This window comes from Plantactinospora sp. KBS50 (assembly GCF_002285795.1).
Taxonomy (GTDB): domain Bacteria; phylum Actinomycetota; class Actinomycetes; order Mycobacteriales; family Micromonosporaceae; genus KBS50.
Window position 1 is genome coordinate 894,869 of sequence record NZ_CP022961.1, and the last position, 15,037, is coordinate 909,905.

The 15,037-nt window shown below is 69.3% G+C and carries 25 protein-coding genes and 1 pseudogene; all 26 read left to right on the plus strand.

What is annotated here, in order from left to right; all coding sequences use genetic code 11:
• The first annotated feature begins 4 nt into the window (after window positions 1-4).
• The 26 genes and pseudogenes from rplP (at window position 5) to CIK06_RS04240 (ending at window position 15,022) form a co-directional block, all read left to right on the plus strand.
• Window positions 5-430: a 50S ribosomal protein L16 gene (gene rplP, locus CIK06_RS04115; RefSeq protein ID WP_095563693.1), complete on the plus strand. Its 426-nt coding sequence runs from the start codon at window positions 5-7 to the stop codon at window positions 428-430.
• Window positions 430-663 carry a 50S ribosomal protein L29 gene (gene rpmC, locus CIK06_RS04120; RefSeq protein ID WP_095563694.1) on the plus strand — a complete coding sequence of 78 codons (234 nt, stop codon included), beginning with the start codon at window positions 430-432 and terminating at the stop codon, window positions 661-663. Before rplP ends, rpmC begins: the two co-directional genes overlap by 1 nt.
• On the plus strand, window positions 660-941 hold the full coding sequence (rpsQ, locus tag CIK06_RS04125) for a 30S ribosomal protein S17 (protein ID WP_095563695.1): 282 nt from the start codon (window positions 660-662) through the stop codon (window positions 939-941). Before rpmC ends, rpsQ begins: the two co-directional genes overlap by 4 nt.
• A gap of 92 nt (window positions 942-1,033) precedes the next feature.
• Window positions 1,034-1,402: a 50S ribosomal protein L14 gene (gene rplN, locus CIK06_RS04130; protein WP_007073026.1), complete on the plus strand. Its 369-nt coding sequence runs from the start codon at window positions 1,034-1,036 to the stop codon at window positions 1,400-1,402.
• Between the two features lie 8 nt (window positions 1,403-1,410).
• On the plus strand, window positions 1,411-1,725 hold the full coding sequence (rplX, locus tag CIK06_RS04135) for a 50S ribosomal protein L24 (RefSeq protein WP_095567553.1): 315 nt from the start codon (window positions 1,411-1,413) through the stop codon (window positions 1,723-1,725).
• The gene (rplE, locus tag CIK06_RS04140; protein ID WP_095563696.1) at window positions 1,725-2,309 is read left to right on the plus strand and encodes a 50S ribosomal protein L5; all 585 of its coding nucleotides are present in this window, start codon (window positions 1,725-1,727) and stop codon (window positions 2,307-2,309) included. The genes rplX and rplE overlap by 1 nt, the downstream gene beginning before the upstream one ends.
• 4 nt (window positions 2,310-2,313) lie before the next feature.
• Window positions 2,314-2,499 (plus strand): type Z 30S ribosomal protein S14, encoded by a 186-nt coding sequence (locus tag CIK06_RS04145; RefSeq protein ID WP_007073023.1) that lies wholly within the window; start codon window positions 2,314-2,316, stop codon window positions 2,497-2,499.
• A 94-nt stretch (window positions 2,500-2,593) separates the two neighbouring features.
• Entirely contained in the window at window positions 2,594-3,001 is a 408-nt protein-coding gene (rpsH, locus tag CIK06_RS04150; protein WP_095563697.1) for a 30S ribosomal protein S8, read from the plus strand.
• A 72-nt stretch (window positions 3,002-3,073) separates the two neighbouring features.
• Window positions 3,074-3,616 (plus strand): 50S ribosomal protein L6, encoded by a 543-nt coding sequence (rplF, locus tag CIK06_RS04155; protein ID WP_095563698.1) that lies wholly within the window; start codon window positions 3,074-3,076, stop codon window positions 3,614-3,616.
• 64 nt (window positions 3,617-3,680) lie between these two features.
• Window positions 3,681-4,058, plus strand: coding sequence for a 50S ribosomal protein L18 (gene rplR / locus CIK06_RS04160; protein WP_369916171.1), 378 nt, complete (start codon window positions 3,681-3,683; stop codon window positions 4,056-4,058).
• A gap of 69 nt (window positions 4,059-4,127) precedes the next feature.
• The gene (gene rpsE / locus CIK06_RS04165) at window positions 4,128-4,742 is read left to right on the plus strand and encodes a 30S ribosomal protein S5 (protein WP_095563700.1); all 615 of its coding nucleotides are present in this window, start codon (window positions 4,128-4,130) and stop codon (window positions 4,740-4,742) included.
• Complete coding sequence (gene rpmD, locus CIK06_RS04170; RefSeq protein ID WP_095563701.1) at window positions 4,742-4,924, plus strand: 50S ribosomal protein L30; 183 nt, start codon at window positions 4,742-4,744, stop codon at window positions 4,922-4,924. The genes rpsE and rpmD overlap by 1 nt, the downstream gene beginning before the upstream one ends.
• Window positions 4,924-5,367: a 50S ribosomal protein L15 gene (gene rplO, locus CIK06_RS04175; RefSeq protein ID WP_095563702.1), complete on the plus strand. Its 444-nt coding sequence runs from the start codon at window positions 4,924-4,926 to the stop codon at window positions 5,365-5,367. The genes rpmD and rplO overlap by 1 nt, the downstream gene beginning before the upstream one ends.
• A 262-nt stretch (window positions 5,368-5,629) precedes the next feature.
• A complete protein-coding gene (secY, locus tag CIK06_RS04180) occupies window positions 5,630-6,961 on the plus strand; it encodes a preprotein translocase subunit SecY (RefSeq protein ID WP_095563703.1) in 1,332 nt (443 codons plus the stop codon).
• Window positions 6,962-7,614 (plus strand): annotated as a pseudogene (locus CIK06_RS04185) (adenylate kinase).
• An 87-nt stretch (window positions 7,615-7,701) separates the two neighbouring features.
• Window positions 7,702-8,553 (plus strand): type I methionyl aminopeptidase, encoded by an 852-nt coding sequence (map, locus tag CIK06_RS04190; RefSeq protein ID WP_095563704.1) that lies wholly within the window; start codon window positions 7,702-7,704, stop codon window positions 8,551-8,553.
• A 51-nt stretch (window positions 8,554-8,604) separates the two neighbouring features.
• Window positions 8,605-9,201 carry a DUF1707 domain-containing protein gene (locus CIK06_RS04195; RefSeq protein WP_232534006.1) on the plus strand — a complete coding sequence of 199 codons (597 nt, stop codon included), beginning with the start codon at window positions 8,605-8,607 and terminating at the stop codon, window positions 9,199-9,201.
• A 362-nt stretch (window positions 9,202-9,563) separates the two neighbouring features.
• Window positions 9,564-9,785, plus strand: a complete 222-nt coding sequence (gene infA, locus CIK06_RS04200) for a translation initiation factor IF-1 (protein WP_007073013.1) — start codon at window positions 9,564-9,566, stop codon at window positions 9,783-9,785.
• Between the two features lie 90 nt (window positions 9,786-9,875).
• Entirely contained in the window at window positions 9,876-9,989 is a 114-nt protein-coding gene (gene rpmJ / locus CIK06_RS04205) for a 50S ribosomal protein L36 (protein WP_012184307.1), read from the plus strand.
• Window positions 9,990-10,226: 237 nt separating this feature from the next.
• Entirely contained in the window at window positions 10,227-10,607 is a 381-nt protein-coding gene (rpsM, locus tag CIK06_RS04210) for a 30S ribosomal protein S13 (RefSeq protein ID WP_095563706.1), read from the plus strand.
• 54 nt (window positions 10,608-10,661) lie between these two features.
• Window positions 10,662-11,069, plus strand: coding sequence for a 30S ribosomal protein S11 (gene rpsK, locus CIK06_RS04215; RefSeq protein WP_007073011.1), 408 nt, complete (start codon window positions 10,662-10,664; stop codon window positions 11,067-11,069).
• Window positions 11,070-11,083: 14 nt separating this feature from the next.
• On the plus strand, window positions 11,084-11,710 hold the full coding sequence (gene rpsD / locus CIK06_RS04220; protein ID WP_095563707.1) for a 30S ribosomal protein S4: 627 nt from the start codon (window positions 11,084-11,086) through the stop codon (window positions 11,708-11,710).
• Window positions 11,711-11,868: 158 nt separating this feature from the next.
• The gene (locus CIK06_RS04225; RefSeq protein ID WP_095563708.1) at window positions 11,869-12,891 is read left to right on the plus strand and encodes a DNA-directed RNA polymerase subunit alpha; all 1,023 of its coding nucleotides are present in this window, start codon (window positions 11,869-11,871) and stop codon (window positions 12,889-12,891) included.
• 33 nt (window positions 12,892-12,924) lie between these two features.
• Complete coding sequence (gene rplQ / locus CIK06_RS04230) at window positions 12,925-13,485, plus strand: 50S ribosomal protein L17 (RefSeq protein WP_095563709.1); 561 nt, start codon at window positions 12,925-12,927, stop codon at window positions 13,483-13,485.
• A 76-nt stretch (window positions 13,486-13,561) separates the two neighbouring features.
• Window positions 13,562-14,392: a tRNA pseudouridine(38-40) synthase TruA gene (truA, locus tag CIK06_RS04235; protein WP_095567554.1), complete on the plus strand. Its 831-nt coding sequence runs from the start codon at window positions 13,562-13,564 to the stop codon at window positions 14,390-14,392.
• 24 nt (window positions 14,393-14,416) lie between these two features.
• Entirely contained in the window at window positions 14,417-15,022 is a 606-nt protein-coding gene (locus CIK06_RS04240; protein WP_095567555.1) for a class I SAM-dependent methyltransferase, read from the plus strand.
• The last annotated feature ends 15 nt before the right edge of the window (window positions 15,023-15,037 follow it).

The following is a 15,037-nucleotide window of genomic DNA, read 5'->3' on the forward strand; positions in this document are numbered from 1 at the left end:
AGAAATGCTGATGCCGCGCAAGCCCCCGAAGGGCTTCCGCAAGCCGCACCACCCCGACCGCAGTGGCGCGTCGAAGGGCGGCAACCGGGTGGTCTTCGGCGAGTTCGGGATCCAGGCGCTTGAGCCCGCGTACGTGACGAACCGGCAGATCGAGTCGGCCCGTATCGCCATGACCCGCCACATCAAGCGTGGTGGCAAGGTGTGGATCTCCGTCTTCCCGGACCAGGCCCTGACCAAGAAGCCGGCCGAGACCCGGATGGGCTCCGGTAAGGGCTCGCCCGAGTGGTGGGTGGCCAACGTGAAGCCGGGCCGGATTCTGTTCGAGATGTCCTTCCCGAACGAGCAGATCGCGCGAGAGGCGATGCGCCGCGCGATCCACAAGCTCCCGATGAAGTGCCGCATTGTGACGCGCGAAGTGGGTGAAGCCTGATGGCAGCGGGCGTTAAGGCCGGCGAGCTGCGCGAACTCTCCGAGGAGGAGCTGGTCGCCCGGCTGCGTGAGGCCAAGGCGGAGCTGTTCAATCTCCGCGTGCAGGCCGCGACCGGGCAGCTGGACAACAACCGCAGGTTGCAGGTCATCCGGCGGGACATCGCCCGGATCTACACGATCATGCGTGAGCGTGAGCTTGGGCTTTCGGCCGCTCCCACCGAGGGGATGTCATGAGCGAAGAGACCAACACCGCCGCTGTCCAGCGGGGCCGTCGCAAGGTGCGCGAGGGCCTGGTGGTCAGCGACAAGATGGAAAAGACCGTGGTCGTCGAGGTCGAGGACCGCGTCAAGCACGCCCTGTACGGCAAGGTCATGCGCCGTACGAGCAAGCTGAAGGCGCACGACGAGCAGAACTCGGCCGGCATCGGCGACCGGGTACTGATCATGGAAACCCGCCCGCTGTCCGCCACGAAGCGGTGGCGGATCGTGGAGATCCTCGAAAAGGCCAAGTAAGAGCCGCCAGCGCTGCGCACCAGCAGGCTCACCAGTTCCGCCAAGCTCGACCGGCGTGGCCGGTCGAGAACTGGCAGACATAGGAGATAGACGTGATTCAGCAGGAGTCGCGACTGCGCGTCGCCGACAACACGGGTGCCCGGGAGATCCTGTGCATCCGGGTGCTCGGCGGCTCCGGTCGGCGCTACGCGAGCATCGGCGATGTCATCGTGGCCACGGTCAAGGACGCCATCCCGGGCGCGGGCGTTAAGAAGGGTGACGTCGTGAAGGCGGTCGTCGTCCGGACCGCGAAGGAGAAGCGCCGCCCGGACGGCTCGTACATCCGCTTCGACGAGAACGCCGCCGTCATCATCAAGGACGGCGGGGACCCGCGCGGTACCCGCATCTTCGGCCCGGTCGGCCGTGAGCTGCGGGACAAGCGGTTCATGAAGATCATTTCCCTCGCGCCGGAGGTGTTGTGACCGTGGGCATGAAGATTCGGAAGGGTGACACGGTCGTCGTCATCGCCGGCAAGGACAAGGGAGCCAAGGGCAAGGTCATCGCGGCCTACCCGCGGCAGGAGAAGGTCCTGGTCGAGGGCGTGAACCGGGTCAAGAAGCACACCCGTATCACCACCACCCAGCGTGGTGCGAAGACCGGTGGCATCGTCACTCAGGAGGCCCCGATCCACGTGTCGAACGTGATGGTCCTGGACTCCGACGGCAAGCCGACCCGGGTCGGCTACCGGTTCGACGACAACGGCCAGAAGGTCCGCATCGCACGTAGCACCGGTAAGGACCTGTGATGAGCACCGCTACCGAGACCAAGACCATCCCGCGGCTCAAGGAGCGGTACCGCAACGAGGTCGCGGCCAAGCTGCGCGAGCAGTACCAGTACGCGAACCCGATGCAGGTGCCCGGCCTGGTGAAGATCGTCGTGAACATGGGCGTCGGTGAGGCGGCCCGGGACGCGAAGCTGATCGACGGGGCGATGCGCGACCTGGCCACGATCACCGGTCAGAAGCCGCAGGTCCGCCGGGCGACCAAGTCCATCGCGCAGTTCAAGCTGCGCGAGGGCATGCCGATCGGCGCGAAGGTGACCCTGCGCGGCGACCGGATGTGGGAGTTCCTGGACCGGCTGCTGTCGATCGCGCTGCCGCGTATCCGCGACTTCCGCGGCCTGGACGGGCGCAAGCTCGACGGGCACGGCAACTACACGTTCGGCCTGACCGAGCAGTCGGTGTTCCACGAGATCGATCAGGACCGGATCGATCGGCAGCGGGGCATGGACATCACCATCGTGACGACCGCGAACACGGACGACGAGGGCCGGGAGCTGCTCAAGCACCTGGGCTTCCCGTTCCGTGCGGATCGCAACAAGGAGAGCTGAGCAGATGGCCAAGAAGGCGCTGATCCTCAAGGCGGCCGCGAAGCCGAAGTTCTCGGTTCGCGCGTACACCCGCTGCCAGCGGTGCGGACGTCCGAAGGCGGTCTACCGCAAGTTCGGCCTCTGCCGGGTCTGCATCCGGGAGATGGCCCACCGCGGTGAGCTGCCGGGTGTGTCCAAGGCTTCCTGGTAACGACCCCGTCCGGAGTTAACGCTGTAACACCTCTTCGCCGTAGGCCCACCGGCGCAACGCCCGGGAACCCCGGCGAGAAAGGCTGACGAAATCCATGACGATGACCGACCCCATCGCAGACATGCTCACGCGTCTGCGTAACGCCAACCAGGCGTACCACGACCGGGTGACGATGCCCTACTCGAAGCTCAAGGCGAACATCGCCGAGGTGCTCAAGTCCGAGGGTTACATCAACGCCTGGGTAGTCGAGGAGCCCGCAGAGGGTGTCGTCGGCAAGCGACTGGTCGTCGAGCTGAAGTACGGCCAGAACCGCGAGCGGAGCCTGGCCGGCATCAAGCGCGTGTCCAAGCCCGGTCTGCGGGTGTACGCCAAGTCGGACGAGCTCCCCCGGGTGCTCGGTGGGCTGGGCGTGGCGATCATTTCGACGTCGCAGGGGCTGCTGACCGACCGGCAGGCCCGCAAGCGGAGCGTTGGCGGGGAAGTCCTCGCCTTCGTCTGGTAACGGGAGACTGGGTGTGAACGCGAGGAGCGAGCGCAGCGAGCCCCGCAGTCGCGAACGAAGGAATGATCGATAATGTCGCGTATTGGACGTAGGTCGATCCCGGTACCCGCCGGCGTCGACATCACGATCGACGGGCCCACCGTCAAGGTGAAGGGCCCCAAGGGCGAGCTGTCGCACACCCTGGCCGAGCCGATCACCGTCGAGCGGGCCGAGGACGGCGCGCTGAGCGTCAACCGGCCCAACGACGAGCGCCGCTCGAAGGAGCTGCACGGGCTGAGCCGGACGCTGGTCGCCAACATGATCATGGGCGTGACCGAGGGGTACCGGAAGACCCTCGAGATCGCCGGCACCGGTTACCGGGTGACCGCCAAGGGCAAGGACCTCGAGTTCGCCCTCGGCTTCTCGCACCCCGTGCTGGTGCCGGCCCCGGACGGCATCACCTTCACGGTGGAGCGGCCGACCCTCTTCCACGTGGCCGGCATCGACAAGCAGCAGGTCGGTGAGGTCGCGGCCAACATCCGGAAGATCCGCCCGCCGGAGCCGTACAAGGGCAAGGGCGTCAAGTACCAGGGCGAAGTGATTCGTCGCAAGGCCGGTAAGGCCGGTAAGAAGTGACCGCGAGGAGCGAGCTTGCGAGCCCCGCGGTCGCGAGCAAAGGAGTGATCAAGTGAGCGCGACCCTGCTCAAGCGCCGTCGCGGCGTTGCCGCCAAGCGCGCCGTCGGGCGGGCGCGTCGGCACTTCCGCGTACGCAAGAACGTCAGCGGTACGGCCGAGCGCCCGCGTCTGGTCGTCACCCGCTCGCTGCGGCACATCACCGTCCAGGTCGTCGACGACACCAAGGGGCACACCCTGGCGTCCGCCTCGACCATGGACCCGTCGCTGCGCGGCAGCGAGGGGGACAAGAGCGCCCTCGCCGCCAAGGTCGGTGCGCTGGTGGCCGAGCGGGCCCGGGCGGCCGGCATCGAAAAGGTCGTCTTCGACCGCGGCGGCAACCGGTACGCGGGGCGGATCGCCGCGCTGGCCGACGCCGCTCGTGAAGCCGGACTCAAGTTCTAGGCGTCTGATGCGAGTCGGACGAGCAGCACAACCAGCAAACCCCGTCACGAGAGAAAAGGAAGGCTGCTGATGCCAGGTCAACAGCGCCGTGGCGGCGGGTCCGGTGGCAACGAGGGTGGTCGCCGCGACAACCGCCGTGAGGGCGGCCGCGGAAACGCGCCCGTCGAGAAGACTCCGCACCTTGAGCGGGTCGTCGCGATCAACCGGGTCGCGAAGGTCGTCAAGGGCGGTCGTCGGTTCAGCTTCACCGCCCTGGTGATCGTCGGCGACGGCGAGGGCACCGTGGGCGTGGGCTACGGAAAGGCCAAGGAGGTGCCCGCGGCGATCGCCAAGGGCGTCGAGGAGGCCAAGAAGCACTTCTTCAAGGTGCCGCGGATCGCCTCGACGATCCCGCACCCGGTGCAGGGCGAGGACGCCGCGGGCGTCGTGCTGCTCAAGCCGGCCAGCGCCGGTACCGGCGTCATCGCCGGCGGCCCGGTGCGCGCCGTGCTGGAGTGCGCGGGCATCCACGACGTGCTCTCCAAGAGCCTCGGCTCGTCGAACCCGATCAACATCGTGCACGCGACGGTCGCGGCGCTGAAGGGCCTGGAGTCGCCCGAGGCCGTCGCCACCCGCCGTGGACTGCCGGTCGAGGACGTCGCACCGGCCGCGATGCTGGCGGCACGGGCGGAGGTGGCGTCCTGATGGCACGTCTCAAGGTCACCCAGGTCCGGTCCAAGATCGGGGCCAAGCGCAACCAGCGGGACTCGCTGCGGTCGCTCGGCCTCAAGCGGATCAACGACGTGGTGGTCAAGGAGGACCGTCCCGAGATCCGGGGCATGATCTTCGCTGTGAACCACCTCGTGACGGTCGAGGAGGTCGACTGATGACGATCAAGGTTCACCACCTGCGTCCGGCGCCGGGTGCCAAGACCGAGAAGACCCGGGTGGGTCGCGGTGAGGGCTCCAAGGGCAAGACCGCCGGCCGCGGTACCAAGGGCTCGAAGGCGCGGAAGAACATCCCCGCCAGCTTCGAGGGTGGCCAGCTGCCGATTCACATGCGGCTGCCCAAGATGAAGGGCTTCAAGAACAAGTTCAAGGTGGTCTACCAGGTGGTCAACCTGGACCGGCTCGCCGAACTGTTCCCGAACGGCGGCCAGGTCGGGCCGGCCGAGTTGGCGGAGGCGGGCGCGGTCCGCAAGGGCCACCCGGTCAAGGTGCTCGGCAGTGGCGACCTCGGCGGGGTCGCGATCCAGGTGTCGGCGCACGCGTTCAGCGCGTCGGCCAAGGAGAAGATCTCCGCCGCAGGTGGCTCGGCCACCGAACTGTAGGACGTATGGCGGCGTGGCGCCCGTTCAGTTGACGACTGACGGGCGCCACGATGTCTACCCGGCATGCCCCGGTCCGCACGGCTGGACCCGGTCTCGCCGGCCCTGTGACATAGGACCTGATGTATGTTGCCGGGCAGACCTGCCCGCAGCCGCACCGTACTGTTAGAGTCCGAGTCCCAGCCCTGGATTTCGGGTAGTCGCCCGACAACCACCCCGTCCCGCCACAAAACAGCGGCGGGCCGCCCCGCGCAGGAGGAAGAAGTTGCTCTCCGCCTTTGTCAGCGCGTTCAGAACGCCTGACCTGCGCAAGAAGCTGCTGTTCACGGTCGGCATCATTGCGGTCTATCGGCTCGGCGCAACTCTGCCCAGCCCGGGTGTCTCCTACGGCAACGTGGAGAAGTGCCTGGACGCCACCAAGTCCGCCGACCAGAGCGGCGTCTTCACGCTGCTGAACCTCTTCTCCGGTGGCGCGCTGCTGCACCTGTCGGTCTTCGCGCTGGGCATCATGCCCTACATCACCGCCTCGATCATCCTGCAGCTGCTCACCGTGGTGATTCCGCGGCTGGAGCAGCTCCGCAAGGAGGGCCAGGCCGGCCAGGCGAAGATCACCCAGTACACCCGCTACCTGACGCTCGGCCTGGGCATCCTCCAGGCGTCGGCGTTCGTCGCGCTGGCCCGCTCCGGCCAGCTCTTCAACGGTCTGTGCGACCAGTACCCGATCATCCCGGACGGTCAGGGCCTGCCCACCTGGCTCACCCTCGGCACCCTGGTGGTCACGATGACCGCCGGTACCGGTGTGGTCATGTGGCTGGGCGAGCTGATCACCGACCGCGGCGTCGGCAACGGCATGTCGGTGCTGATCTTCACCTCGATCGCCGCCCGGCTCCCCGGCGAGGGCTGGCAGATCAAGCAGTCCAAGGGCTGGTGGTGGTTCCTGCTGGTGCTGGCGCTGGTGATCGTGATCATCACGCTGGTCGTCTTCATCGAGCAGGCCCAGCGCCGGATCCCGGTGCAGTACGCCAAGCGCATGATCGGCCGGCGGATGTACGGCGGGACCTCCACCTACATCCCGCTGAAGGTCAACCAGGCCGGTGTCATCCCGGTCATCTTCGCCTCGTCGCTGCTCTACCTGCCGCAGTTGATCCTGCAGTTCTTCGACCGGAACAACCTGCACGGCTGGCAGCTCTGGGTGCAGAACAACCTGGCCAAGCCGAGCGCCGTCACGTACATCACGGTCTACTTCCTGCTGATCATCTTCTTCACGTACTTCTACGTCTCGATCACGTTCAACCCGACCGAGGTCGCGGACAACATGCGGAAGTACGGCGGCTTCGTGCCGGGCATCCGGCCGGGCAAGCCCACGGCGGAGTACCTCGACTTCATCCTCAGCCGGATCACCCTCCCCGGTGCGCTCTACCTGGGTCTGATCTCGATCCTGCCCAACTTCTTCTTCATCTGGCTGGACACCCAGCAGTACCAGAACTTCCCGTTCGGCGGTACGGCAGTGTTGATCATGGTTGGCGTCGGTCTGGAGACCGTGAAGCAGATCGAGAGCCAACTCATGCAACGCAACTACGAAGGGTTCCTGCGGTAGATGCGACTGGTTCTGGTCGGTCCCCCGGGGCGGGAAAGGGGACCCAGGCCGAGTTCATCGCCGCCCACCTGGCCGTGCCCAAGATCTCGACCGGAGACATCTTCCGGGCCAACGTCTCGCAGGGCACGCCGCTGGGTGTCGAGGCCAAGCGCTACATGGACGCCGGCAAGCTGGTTCCGGACGAGGTCACGATCAACATGGTCCGGGACCGGCTGGCCGAGCCGGACGCCGGCGAGGGTTTCCTGCTGGACGGGTTTCCCCGGACCACCCCGCAGGCGGCGGCGCTGGACAAGCTGCTGGCCGACCTGGGCACGGCGCTCGACCTGGTGATGGAACTCGTGGTCGACGACGACGAGGTGATCCGGCGGCTGTCCGGCCGGCGGACCTGCCGCGGCTGCGGCAAGATCTGGCACATCGAGTTCGACGCCCCGAGCCGGAAGGGCTTCTGTGACCGGTGCGGCGCGGAGCTGTTCCAGCGCGACGACGACAAGCCGGAGACGATCGCCGAGCGGCTGCGGGAGTACGCCGCCAAGACGGCACAGCTGGTCGACTACTACGGCGCGCAGGGCAAGCTCGTGGGCATCGATGCGACCGGTCCCGTCGAGGACGTGACGGTCCGGGCAATCGACGCGCTGCGCTCGTACGGGGGATAGGCTCGAACGGGTCGCGGGGCCGACCCGGCCGGTCCGTTGCCCGGCCACCGGCCGCCCCGCGATCGCGCGACGAAAGGCAGACACCTCATGCGCCGTCAGCAGCTGGACATCCAGCTGAAGACCCCGGAACAGATCGACAAGATGCGGGCGGCCGGCCTGGTGGTCGCGGCGGCGCTCGCCGCGATGCGGGACGCCGTCCGTCCCGGGGTCAGCACGGCGGACCTGGACGCCATCGCCGAGTCGGTGATCCGCGAGGCCGGTGCGGTTCCGTCGTTCCTGGGCTACCACGGCTATCCCGCGTCGATCTGCGCCTCGGTCAACGAGCAGGTCGTGCACGCGATCCCGGCGCCGGAGCAGGTGCTGGTCGAGGGTGACCTGATCTCGATCGACTGCGGCGCCGTGCTCGACGGCTGGCACGGCGACGCCGCCATCACGGTGCCCGTCGGCGAGGTGTCCCCGGCGCTGCTGCGGATGGCCGAGGTGGCCGAGGACGCGATGTGGGCGGGTATCGCCGCCGCGGCGCGCGGCACCGCCGCCGGCACCGGCCGGCTCACCGACATCTCGAGCGCGGTGGAGACCGCGGTACGCCGGGCCGGCCGGTACGGCATCGTCGAGGGGTACGGCGGGCACGGCATCGGCACCGAGATGCACCAGGACCCGCACGTGCTCAACCACGGTCGGCCGGGGCGCGGGCCGCGGCTCGTGCCCGGGATGGCGCTGGCGATCGAGCCGATGATCACGCTGGGCTCGCCGCGCACCGCGGAGTTGTCCGACGGCTGGACGGTGGTCACCCGGGACGGCTCGGTGGCCGCGCACGTCGAGCACTCCATCGGCCTGCTGGCGGACGGGGTGTGGGTGCTGACCGCGGTCGACGGCGGCCGGGGCCGGCTCGGCGACCTGGTGACCGGCCGTCAGCCGGTCTCCTCACCGTCGGCCTGACCGGGCGTTGCCACTCGCGGAAGGTGGTCGCGGGGTGGCATGCTCGATGGTATGAATCCGCGTTCGGACATGCGCGCCTCGGACGCTGACCGTGAGGCCGTCGCCGAGCAGCTGCGTAGCGCCCTCAACGAGGGCCGGCTCGATCTTCCCGAGTACGACGAGCGCCTGCAGCGGACGTACGCGGCAAGGACGTACGGCGACCTGGACGGCCTGCTCACCGATCTGCCCGGCACCGTGCCGCCGGAGCACTCGCAGGTGGCGCGGCGGGGCTCCGGCGACTCCCCGGCGCCGGCCGAGACGGCGGAGCGGGGCGCTGGGCCGGATCGGAAGGCGGCCACCCGGGGTTGGCTGCTGGCCACCTGGAGCAGCTACTTCAGCGTGGTGGCGATCACCTCGGCGATCTGGCTGGTGACAAGCGTCGCGTCGGGCGAGTTGCACTATTTCTGGCCCATCTGGGTGGCCGGCCCGTGGGGTGCGGTGCTGCTGGTCTCCACGATCACCGGGCTGCTCGGCGGCGCGCCGCACCGGCACCACGGCAGTCCGGTGGCCCGCAACCGCGCCCGGGACACGGCGTGGCAGGCCAGGCAGGCGGCCCGGGAGGCCCGATTCGCCGCCCGGGACGCCCGGCGGCGTTCCCGGCGGGGCTGATCCCGGCGCCGGTTGCGCGCACGGCCGGCCCCGACTCCGGCCCGGCCCCGGCCCGTCGCGGACCGACCTCCGACCTCCGCCAGCCTTCATCCCCACCCGCCGCACGCCGACCTCCGACCCCTCGCCGCGGGGCCGCCCCCGGCGCCCCCCCGCGGGGCGGATGTGACGCGACCCACCCGGGGGGCTCGGTTTGGTGTCCATCCTGCGGCGGCGTACACTGACTAGTCGGCGCGCAGCGTCCACTCCGGCATGCCCATCCTGCGCTTCGATGGGTGCTGGAGCCGCGGCTGGCCTGGACCTTCGGGTTCGGGAAATGGCGTTGTGGGCCGTCCGGAGAAACCGACGTCAGGACAGCGGAGGACATGCCGAAAAAAGACGGAGCCATCGAGATCGAAGGTCGGGTCATCGAGCCCCTACCGAACGCGATGTTCCGGGTGGAGCTGGCCAACGGCCACAAGGTGCTGGCTCACATCAGCGGCAAGATGCGGCAGCACTACATCCGCATCCTGCCCGAGGACCGGGTCGTCGTCGAACTGTCGCCGTACGATCTGACCCGCGGGCGCATCGTCTACCGCTACAAGTAACCGACACCTGGCGCGGCCGGGGATTTCCCGTCCGTCCGTGAGAGCCGACGACGCATCGCGCCGTCGGCGCGATGGAGAGTAAGGCAAACCGTGAAGGTCAAGCCGAGCGTCAAGCGGATCTGCAACAAGTGCCGGGTGATCCGCCGGCATGGCCGGGTCATGGTCATCTGCACCGACCCGCGCCACAAGCAGCGTCAGGGCTGACACCAGCTCCCGCCGCAGCAGACCCGTAGACCGCACCACAACACAAGCTCGTCCCAGCCACGGGCACCGAGGCGCCGTTCGTACTCGTTGTCGTGGCCGACCCCCGGTCGGAGGCCGGGGCCCGTTCGGGCAACGGCCGTTCCTGGTCGTGGCGCGTCACGCGCCGCGCGGAGCGGCCGGAACGGGGTGGGCCGGGCCCAGACCTCCGCGACAACACCACGAGGAGTACGCCCACAGATGGCACGTCTAGCCGGCGTCGATCTTCCCCGCGACAAGCGGATGGAGATCGCGCTCACCTACATCTTCGGGGTCGGCCGCACCCGCGCGGTCGAGACGCTGGCCGCGACCGGCATCTCGCCGGACAAGCGCGCCCGCGACCTCACCGACGACGAGCTGCTGCAGCTGCGGAACCACATCGAAGCCAATTACAAGGTCGAAGGTGACCTGCGCCGCGAGGTCGCTGCGGACATCCGCCGCAAGGTGGAGATCGGCTGCTACGAGGGCATCCGGCACCGCCGGGGCCTGCCTGTCCGGGGCCAGCGCACGCGTACCAACGCGCGTACCCGCAAGGGCCCGAAGCGGACGGTCGCCGGCAAGAAGAAGGCCGGCAAGAAGTAATCCTGCCGGACTCGTGCCGGACAGCCGAGAGTTTTCATAGGAGCGCACACACTCATGCCACCGAAGGCTCGCGCCGGAGCCGCCGTCAAGAAGGTTCGGCGCAAGGAACGCAAGAACGTCGCCCACGGGCAGGCGCACATCAAGAGCACCTTCAACAACACCATCGTGTCCATCACGGACCCGACCGGTGCGGTCATCTCCTGGGCCTCCGCGGGCCAGGTGGGCTTCAAGGGCTCCCGCAAGTCGACTCCGTTCGCCGCGCAGCTGGCCGCCGAGGCCGCCGCGCGCCGGGCCATGGAGCACGGCATGCGCAAGGTCGACGTCTTCGTCAAGGGACCCGGCTCCGGCCGGGAGACCGCCATCCGTTCGCTGCAGGCCGTGGGTCTGGAGGTCGGGCAGATCTCCGACGTGACCCCGCAGCCGCACAACGGATGCCGTCCGCCGAAGCGTCGTCGGGTCTGAGAGGTTAGGAAGAGATGGCTCGTTACACCGGTCCTGACTGCCGCCGTTGCCGTCGGGAGAAGATGAAGCTGTTCCTCAAGGGCAGCAAGTGCGATGGCCCGAAGTGCCCGTTCGAGTCCCGGCCGTTCCCGCCCGGACAGCACGGCCGGGGGCGGACCAAGGAGACCGAGTACCTGCTCCAGCTTCGCGAGAAGCAGAAGGCCCGCCGGGTGTACGGCGTGCTGGAGAAGCAGTTCCGCGGGTACTACGAGGAGGCGGTGGCCAAGCAGGCCAAGACCGGTGAGGTCCTCCTGCAGATCCTCGAGTCGCGGCTGGACAACGTGGTCTACCGGGCCGGTCTGGCCAAGTCCCGGGACCACGCCCGGCAGCTCGTCAAGCACGGGCACCTGACGGTGAACGGCCGCAAGGTCGACATCCCGTCGTACCGCGTCAAGGAGCACGACATCGTCGAGGTCCGGGCGAAGTCCAAGGAACTCACGCCGTTCGTCGTGGCTCAGGCCGAGGCCGGTTCCCGGCCCGTGCCGGCCTGGCTGGAGACGATCCCCAGCCAGCTCAAGGTTCTGGTTCACTCGCTCCCGGCCCGCCAGGTCATCGACACGCAGGTCCAGGAGCAGCTGATCGTCGAGCTCTACTCGAAGTAGGGATGCTCGTGGTGCGTGCGGCGGCGCAGCCCGGCTGAACCTGGCCGGGCGGCGGTTCGCCGCCGCCGCACGCACCGGGCTCCGGCTCCGGGGTGGGCTCGATCCGCACCACAAGTTTGGGCATCAAATAGCGGGTGCCCCGAACGAAAAGAGAAGTCATGCTCATCAGTCAGCGGCCGTCTCTGTCCGAAGAGTCGATCAACGACACCCGCTCCCGGTTCGCCATCGAGCCGCTTGAGCCGGGGTTCGGCTACACCCTGGGCAACTCGCTCCGGCGTACCCTGCTCTCCTCCATCCCCGGCGCCGCGGTCACCTCGATCAAGATCGACGGTGTGCTGCACGAGTTCACCACGATCCCGGGCGTCAAGGAGGACGTGGTCGAGCTCGTCATGAACATCAAGGAGCTGTGCGTCAGCTCCGAGCACGACGAGCCGGTCAGCATGTACCTGCGCAAGCAGGGCCCCGGCGACGTCACCGCCGGTGACATCCAGCCGCCGGCCGGCGTCTCGGTGCACAACCCGGACCTGAAGCTGGCCACCCTGAACGGCAAGGGCCGGCTCGACATGGAGCTGACCGTCGAGCGGGGCCGCGGCTACGTCACGGCGGCGCAGAACAAGCAGGCCGGAGCCGAGATCGGGCGCATCCCGGTGGACTCGATCTACTCGCCGGTGCTCAAGGTGACCTACCGGGTCGAGGCGACCCGGGTCGAGCAGCGCACCGACTTCGACCGCCTGGTGATCGACGTCGAGACCAAGGCGTCGATCGGTCCGCGTACCGCACTGGCCTCGGCCGGGTCCACGCTGGTGGAGCTGTTCGGCCTGGCGCGTGAGCTGGACGAGACGGCCGAGGGTATCGACATCGGCCCCTCGCCGCAGGACGCCCAGCTGGCCGCCGACCTGGCGCTGCCGATCGAGGAGCTGGACCTGACGGTCCGCTCGTACAACTGCCTCAAGCGCGAGGGCATCAACACCGTTGGTGAACTCATCGGGCGTACCGAGGCCGACCTTCTCGACATCCGGAACTTCGGTCAGAAGTCGATCGACGAGGTCAAGATGAAGCTCGCCGGGATGGGTCTGGGGCTGAAGGACTCGGCTCCGAACTTCGACCCGGCGCAGGTCGTGGACACCTTCGGCGAGGCCGACTACGACACCGACGACTACCGCGAGACCGAGCAGCTCTAGTCCGGCTGCCGCCACCACTGAGGAGCACCAACCATGCCCACGCCCACCAAGGGCCCCCGCCTCGGCGGCAGCCCCGCGCACGAGCGGATGATGCTGGCGAACCTGGCCACCGCGCTGTTCCAGCACGGCAAGATCCAGACCACCGAGACGAAGGCCAAGCGGCTGCGTCCCCTCGCCGAGCAGCTCATCACGAAGGCCAAGCGCGGAGACCTCGCGAGCCGTCGTCGGGTGCTGGCCGTCGTTCGGGACAAGGACGTGGTCTTCCAGCTGTTCGACCAGATCGCACCCCGCTACGCGAGCCGGCCGGGTGGCTACACCCGGATCGTGAAGACCGGTCCGCGCAAGGGTGACGCCGCGCCGATGGCGATCATCGAGCTGGTCGAGGAAATGGCTGCCGCGGCGCCGGCCAAGGCGACCCGGAAGGCGACCGCTCGCAAGGCCGCCCAGCAGGACAAGGTCGAGGCGCTCGCGCCGGAGGAGCAGGTGCCGTCGTCGCAGGCCGTCGACCAGGACGCCGAGGCGCCGGAGTCCGTCTCCGGTGACACCGCCGCCGCCCGCGAGGACACCGACGAGGCCGACACCAGCAAGTCCTGAACCGCAAGCGTACGACAGGCCGGCCCGGCACCCGTCCAGGTGCCGGGCCGGTCCGTTCCCGATCCAGGTGAGCGAGGTGAGCCAGGTGACCCGGGTACGCCTGGACGTGGCGTACGACGGCGCCGACTTCTCGGGATGGGCGGCCCAGCCGACCCGGCGTACCGTCGCCGGGGTGCTGCAGGCGGCGCTGGACCGGATCCTCGGTCCCGAGGCGGCCACCGGGCTGACCGTGGCCGGGCGGACGGACGCCGGGGTGCACGCCACCGGCCAGGTCTGCCACGCCGACCTCGCCGACCCGGCCTGGCGGCCGGTCGAGCACAGCCTGGACCGCCGGCTGAACGCGGTGCTGCCGCCGGATGTCCGGGTCCGGGCCGTGACGGCGGTGCCGGCCGGGTTCGACGCCCGCTTCTCGGCCACCTTCCGGCGGTACGAGTACCGGGTGACAGACGCACCGTACGGCGCCGAGCCGCTGCGTCGGCACGAGGTGCTGGCCTGGCCCCGCCCGCTGGACCTCGACCGGCTCAACGCCGCGGCGCGCGGCCTGGTCGGCGAACACGACTACGCCGCGTACTGCCGGCGCAAGGAGCACGCCACCACCGTGCGGGAGCTGACCCGGCTGGACTGGCGACGCGACCCGGACGGGCTGCTGGTGGGAACGGTGCAGGCCGACGCCTTCTGTCAGTCCATGGTGCGTAGCCTGGTCGGCGCGATGCTGCTGGCCGGGGACGGTCGGCGCCCGACCGACTGGCCGGGCGCCCTGCTGAGCCGGCGCGAGCGGGCCAGCGAGGTGACGGTGGTGCCGGCGCACGGCCTGACCCTGGTCGCGGTCGGCTATCCGGAGGACCCGGCCGAGTACGTCCGGCGGGCCGACACCACCCGCCGGCTGCGGCTGCCGGCCCAGGCGTGACCGACGGGAGCGACAATGCCTGACATCACCGGTGACCACTACTTCACCGCGCAGCCCGAATCGGCGCAGCGGGAACGGGAGATCGAGTTCCGGATCGCGGACCGGGACTACGCCCTGACCACCGCCGCGGGAGTCTTCTCGGCCGACCGGCTCGACCTGGGCACCGCCGTCCTGCTGCGCAAGGCCGACCTGCCCGGCCCCGGCGCCGCCGGTCCGTTCCTCGACCTCGGCTGCGGCTACGGCCCGATCGCCTGCGTGCTGGCCACCCGGGCGCCCGGGGCCGGGGTGTGGGCGGTCGACGTCAACGCCCGGGCCCGGGAACTGGCCGCCGCCAACGCGCGCCGGCTGGGCGTGCACGACCGGCTGCGGGTGGCCGATCCGGACGCCGTACCGGCCGGGATCGAGTTCGCCGAGATCTGGTCCAACCCGCCCATCCACGTCGGCAAGGCGGAACTGCACGGCCTGCTGCTGCGCTGGCTGCCGCGGCTGGCGCCGGACGGGGCGGCCTGGCTGGTGGCCGGCCGTAACCTCGGCGGCGACTCGCTGCACCGCTGGCTCACCGAACAGGGCTGGACCGTGCAGCGGCGGGCCAGCCAGAAGGGCTTCCGGGTGCTGCGGGTCGCCCGGTAGCCGCGGCGCCGGGCC

What these genes read in the sequence shown, in the direction of transcription:
- infA (WP_007073013.1), top strand. Translation starts at nt 9,564, where the DNA reads ATGCCGAAAAAAGACGGAGCCATCGAGATCGAAGGTCGGGTCATCGAG.
- rpsQ (WP_095563695.1), top strand. Translation starts at nt 660, where the DNA reads ATGAGCGAAGAGACCAACACCGCCGCTGTCCAGCGGGGCCGTCGCAAG.
- rplF (WP_095563698.1), top strand. Translation starts at nt 3,074, where the DNA reads ATGTCGCGTATTGGACGTAGGTCGATCCCGGTACCCGCCGGCGTCGAC.
- rplP (WP_095563693.1), top strand. Translation starts at nt 5, where the DNA reads ATGCTGATGCCGCGCAAGCCCCCGAAGGGCTTCCGCAAGCCGCACCAC.
- rpmC (WP_095563694.1), top strand. Translation starts at nt 430, where the DNA reads ATGGCAGCGGGCGTTAAGGCCGGCGAGCTGCGCGAACTCTCCGAGGAG.
- rpmD (WP_095563701.1), top strand. Translation starts at nt 4,742, where the DNA reads ATGGCACGTCTCAAGGTCACCCAGGTCCGGTCCAAGATCGGGGCCAAG.
- rpsD (WP_095563707.1), top strand. Translation starts at nt 11,084, where the DNA reads ATGGCTCGTTACACCGGTCCTGACTGCCGCCGTTGCCGTCGGGAGAAG.
- CIK06_RS04225 (WP_095563708.1), top strand. Translation starts at nt 11,869, where the DNA reads ATGCTCATCAGTCAGCGGCCGTCTCTGTCCGAAGAGTCGATCAACGAC.
- CIK06_RS04195 (WP_232534006.1), top strand. Translation starts at nt 8,605, where the DNA reads ATGAATCCGCGTTCGGACATGCGCGCCTCGGACGCTGACCGTGAGGCC.
- CIK06_RS04145 (WP_007073023.1), top strand. Translation starts at nt 2,314, where the DNA reads ATGGCCAAGAAGGCGCTGATCCTCAAGGCGGCCGCGAAGCCGAAGTTC.
- rplO (WP_095563702.1), top strand. Translation starts at nt 4,924, where the DNA reads ATGACGATCAAGGTTCACCACCTGCGTCCGGCGCCGGGTGCCAAGACC.
- rplE (WP_095563696.1), top strand. Translation starts at nt 1,725, where the DNA reads ATGAGCACCGCTACCGAGACCAAGACCATCCCGCGGCTCAAGGAGCGG.
- rpsM (WP_095563706.1), top strand. Translation starts at nt 10,227, where the DNA reads ATGGCACGTCTAGCCGGCGTCGATCTTCCCCGCGACAAGCGGATGGAG.
- rpsK (WP_007073011.1), top strand. Translation starts at nt 10,662, where the DNA reads ATGCCACCGAAGGCTCGCGCCGGAGCCGCCGTCAAGAAGGTTCGGCGC.
- rplX (WP_095567553.1), top strand. Translation starts at nt 1,411, where the DNA reads ATGAAGATTCGGAAGGGTGACACGGTCGTCGTCATCGCCGGCAAGGAC.
- map (WP_095563704.1), top strand. Translation starts at nt 7,702, where the DNA reads ATGCGCCGTCAGCAGCTGGACATCCAGCTGAAGACCCCGGAACAGATC.
- rpsE (WP_095563700.1), top strand. Translation starts at nt 4,128, where the DNA reads ATGCCAGGTCAACAGCGCCGTGGCGGCGGGTCCGGTGGCAACGAGGGT.
- rplQ (WP_095563709.1), top strand. Translation starts at nt 12,925, where the DNA reads ATGCCCACGCCCACCAAGGGCCCCCGCCTCGGCGGCAGCCCCGCGCAC.
- rpsH (WP_095563697.1), top strand. Translation starts at nt 2,594, where the DNA reads ATGACGATGACCGACCCCATCGCAGACATGCTCACGCGTCTGCGTAAC.